Source organism: Pseudomonas sp. 05N434 (assembly GCF_056396965.1).
The window spans coordinates 1-4,226 of sequence record NZ_JBFTMK010000453.1; the positions used below are offsets into that span (position 1 = coordinate 1).

At 61.8% G+C, this 4,226-nt stretch carries 4 protein-coding genes; 3 read left to right on the forward strand and 1 reads right to left on the reverse strand.

The annotated features are described in order from the left end of the window. The 3 genes from AC1DLB_RS23130 to AC1DLB_RS23140 form a co-directional block, all read left to right on the forward strand. The coding region (locus AC1DLB_RS23130) for an aldehyde dehydrogenase family protein (protein ID WP_477785705.1) at positions 1–481 on the forward strand (481 nt) is incomplete at its 5' end. A 197-nt stretch (positions 482–678) separates the two neighbouring features. Next, positions 679–1,956 carry a 4-aminobutyrate--2-oxoglutarate transaminase gene (gabT, locus tag AC1DLB_RS23135; RefSeq protein WP_018929369.1) on the forward strand — a complete coding sequence of 426 codons (1,278 nt, stop codon included), beginning with the start codon at positions 679–681 and terminating at the stop codon, positions 1,954–1,956. Positions 1,957–2,092: 136 nt separating this feature from the next. Next, positions 2,093–3,307: an HDOD domain-containing protein gene (locus AC1DLB_RS23140; protein WP_477745549.1), complete on the forward strand. Its 1,215-nt coding sequence runs from the start codon at positions 2,093–2,095 to the stop codon at positions 3,305–3,307. Between the two features lie 48 nt (positions 3,308–3,355). Here AC1DLB_RS23140 and AC1DLB_RS23145 read toward each other — a convergent pair. Further along, positions 3,356–4,226: GGDEF domain-containing protein (locus AC1DLB_RS23145; RefSeq protein ID WP_477785706.1), on the reverse strand; the 871-nt coding region annotated here is incomplete at its 5' end.

The window sequence follows — 4,226 nt, forward strand, 5'->3', positions numbered from 1 at the left end:
GTCTGAAGACGGCACCACTACTGGCCCGCTGATCGACGAAAAAGCCGTGGCCAAGGTGCAAGAGCACATTGCTGACGCCGTCGGCAAAGGCGCCACCGTGCTGGCGGGTGGCAAAAGCATGCAAGGCAACTTCTTCGAGCCGACCATCCTGACCAACGTGCCGAACAACGCTGCCGTGGCCAAGGAAGAAACCTTCGGTCCATTGGCGCCACTGTTCCGCTTCAAAGACGAAGCCGACGTGATCGCGATGTCCAACGACACCGAGTTCGGTCTGGCCTCGTACTTCTATGCGCGTGACCTGGGCCGTGTGTTCCGTGTGGCTGAAGCCCTGGAATACGGCATGGTCGGCGTCAACACCGGGTTGATCTCCAACGAAGTCGCGCCGTTCGGCGGCATCAAGGCGTCGGGCCTGGGCCGTGAAGGCTCCAAGTACGGCATCGAAGATTACCTGGAAATCAAATACCTCTGCCTGGGCATCTAAGCCCGAAGGGATAGGCCCGGCAAGGCATTGCTTCAAACGCAAAGGGCACGAGAGCGCTGTCCCTTTGCGCGCTTCAAACGGAATTTTCTCTGTGGCCGGGAACGCTGTGGCAGTCGATCATCGCATGCTGCCGTAGTTGCTTCCCCGCCGCTTAATCCTTGAACCACGCCGACCGATGAGCGGCGAATGAGGAATGTATGAGCAAGACTAACGCTGAGTTGATGGCCCGCCGTACCGCTGCCGTACCCCGTGGTGTTGGCCAGATTCACCCGATCTTCGCCGACCACGCGAAGAACGCCACCGTGACCGACGTTGAAGGTCGTGAGTTCATCGACTTCGCCGGCGGTATCGCCGTGCTGAACACCGGTCACTTGCACCCGAAAGTCATCGCCGCCGTGACTGCGCAGCTGAATAAGCTGACCCACACCTGCTTCCAGGTGCTGGCCTACGAGCCGTACGTGGAAGTGTGCGAAAAAATCAACGCCAAGGTGCCGGGTGATTTCGCCAAGAAAACCCTGCTGGTGACCACCGGCTCCGAAGCTGTGGAAAACTCCATCAAGATCGCCCGCGCCGCCACTGGCCGTGCCGGTGTGATCGCGTTCACCGGCGCTTACCACGGTCGCACCATGATGACCCTGGGCCTGACCGGTAAAGTCGTGCCTTACTCGGCCGGCATGGGCCTGATGCCAGGCGGCATCTTCCGCGCGCTGTACCCGAACGAACTGCACGGTGTGAGCATCGACGATTCGATCGCCAGCATCGAGCGCATCTTCAAGAACGATGCCGAGCCGCGTGATATCGCCGCGATCATCATCGAGCCGGTGCAGGGCGAAGGCGGTTTCTACGTCGCGCCTAAAGAGTTCATGAAGCGTCTGCGCGCCCTGTGCGACCAGCACGGCATTCTGTTGATCGCTGACGAAGTGCAAACGGGCGCTGGCCGTACCGGCACCTTCTTCGCCATGGAACAGATGGGCGTCGCCGCCGACCTGACCACCTTCGCCAAATCCATCGCTGGCGGCTTCCCGCTGGCCGGTGTGTGCGGCAAGGCCGAATACATGGACGCCATCGCTCCAGGTGGCCTGGGCGGCACTTACGCCGGTAGCCCGATCGCTTGCGCCGCGGCCCTGGCCGTGATGGAAGTGTTCGAAGAAGAGCACCTGCTGGACCGTTGCAAAGCGGTTGGCGAGCGTCTGGTGACTGGTCTGAAAGCCATTCAGGCCAAATACCCGGTGATCGGCGACGTGCGTGCCCTGGGTGCGATGATCGCTGTCGAGCTGTTCGAAAACGGCGACAGCCACAAGCCGAACCCGGCTGCTGTAGCCGCCGTTGTGGCCAAGGCTCGCGACAAGGGCCTGATCCTGCTGTCGTGCGGCACCTACGGCAACGTTCTGCGCGTGCTGGTACCGCTGACCGCGCCGGACGAGCAACTGGACAAAGGCCTGGCGATCATCGAAGAGTGCTTCGCCGAGCTCTGATCCGTTTGTGAACTGATCGACAAAAAACCCGCTTCGGCGGGTTTTTTTATGCCCCTTGAAACACATCAGGGGCAATTGGGCTGTATCGAATGGCCAGCATTGACTAAGGTGCAAGCATTGCCGTTGGAGTGTGCAGATGACTGCTGTGGTGTTACCCGCTGTACCGCGAGTGCTGATTGCCGAGGCGGACCCCTGGTCCCGCGACCTGCTCAAGCAGGTGTTGTTGAATGTGCGCTGCGACGCACGGCTGGACCTGTGTGCCGATGGCCAGGAAACGCTGCAGCTGTTGGCAGAGAACCCTTATGACCTGGTGATCGTCGACTGGGAGTTGCCCGGCGTCGATGGCCTGAATGTGTTGCGCAGTGTTCGTCAGCGCAAACGTAATCCGCCGTTGCCTTTCATTCTGATGAGCAGCCGCAACGACAGCGCCAGCGTGCGTGAAGCCTTGCCCCTGGCGCCCACGGCGTACCTGACCAAACCCCTGGACATGGAAAACCTGACCCAGCGTTTGCAGGATTTGCTGTTGAACGCGGGTGAAGAGGTGTCCTGCGAAGTGCCGTCTCTGGCGCCGGGCATGACCTTGTCGGTGTATCTGGAGCGGCGGCGCGAACTGGCCGACGGCGCGCCGCTGATGACCGATGTGCAGGTGGCGATCAAACGTAGCCTCAATCCCGATGGCCTCAATCTGGTGCGGCTTGAAGACGAGATCCGCACGGATCCGCAAGTCACCGCCGTGCTGATCGCCGCCGCCAACAGCGCGGCCCAGCATCATGGCGCCGCCGTGCAAACCCTGTCCCAGGCGTTGCATCGCTTGGGGACCGGGCAAAGCATGAACCTGATTCTGGGCCTCGCCCTCAAACGCAGTGCCCGGCTCAGTGATCCGCAACTGGCGGACTATGCCGAGCGCTATTGGGAATTGTCCCTGCACACCGCGGAATACGCGCGAACGCTGGCGCGCTTGCTGGATCTGGATCAGGAGCGCTGTTATTGCGCGGGCATGCTGCACCGCCTCGGCGACCTGGCGTTGCTGCGCTGTTTGCAGGAGTGGAAGCAGGCCGGTGGTGAGCTGGATGAATGGGAGGAAGTCGGCGATGCCCTGGCCGAATTCGGCGCGGCCTACGGTTCGGCGCTGCGTACCCGCTGGCGCCTGCCGCTGGAGCTGCGTGAGCTGATTGCGGCGGTTTATCAGCTCGGTGGCGGGGTTTACTCCCGCGAAGCGCTGGTGATGAACATGGCCGCGCAACTGGCGCGCCTGACCGAGCATGAGGGGATCGAGGCATTGGCCAAGAGCCGCACGGCGCGGTTGCTCAAGATCGGATTGCCGGAGCTGATGCGCTTGCGCAAAAAATAGGCTTTGTAGATCGTTCCCACGCAGAGCGTGGGAACGATCTACATGGGCTCAGCCAGAGATTATCCGGTTCTTGCCCTGGCGCTTGGCCTGGTACATCGCGGCATCGGCGCGGGCGAACAGGCTGTCGAGGTTTTCATCCTCGGGCGTGAGGCTGGTCAGGCCCTGGCTGACAGTGATGCCGAACGTCTGGTCGTCATGGCTGAAACTCAACCGTTGAATCTCCCGTTGCAGGCGCTCGGCCACTTGCATGGCCATGTCCGGTGCACATCCGGGGAACACCGCGGCGAATTCCTCACCGCCGATCCGCCCGAACAGATCACCACGCCGCAGGGCCGCGCGACCGCTCTCAGCGATGCGTTGCAGCACCTTGTCGCCTTCCGGATGGCCGTAGGTGTCGTTGATCACTTTAAAGTCATCGATGTCCAGCAGCAGGAAGGCCAGCGGCTTGCCTTGCTGGCGTGCCTGCTCGAATTCGTGATTGGCACATTCGAAGAAGTGTCGGCGGTTGCTGCTTTGGGTCAGCACGTCGGTGGTGGCCAGGCGGTGGAGCTCGGTYTCCATCTGCTTCTTTTCGGTGATGTCTTCGGCAATGCCGACGATGATCACTGGCTGACCCGGTTCGGCCTGGCGGTTGATGAAGCACTTGTCGCTGAGCCAGCGCACTTGGCCGTCGGCGGCGATGATGCGGTACTCGCGGTCTTCAACGGCGCCGTTGACCAGCACTTGCGCCAGGCTGCGCTCGGCGTAGTCCAGATCGTCGGGATAAACACTGTCGCGCCAGTGGTTGTAGTCGGACAGCAACAGGCCGGCGGGGCGGCCGAAGATCCGGTCATAGGCCGGGCTGACGTAGAGCACCTGACGGGTTTCCCAGTTGAATGCCCAAAGCACGGCGTTGACGCTGACCAGCAGCGAGCTGAAC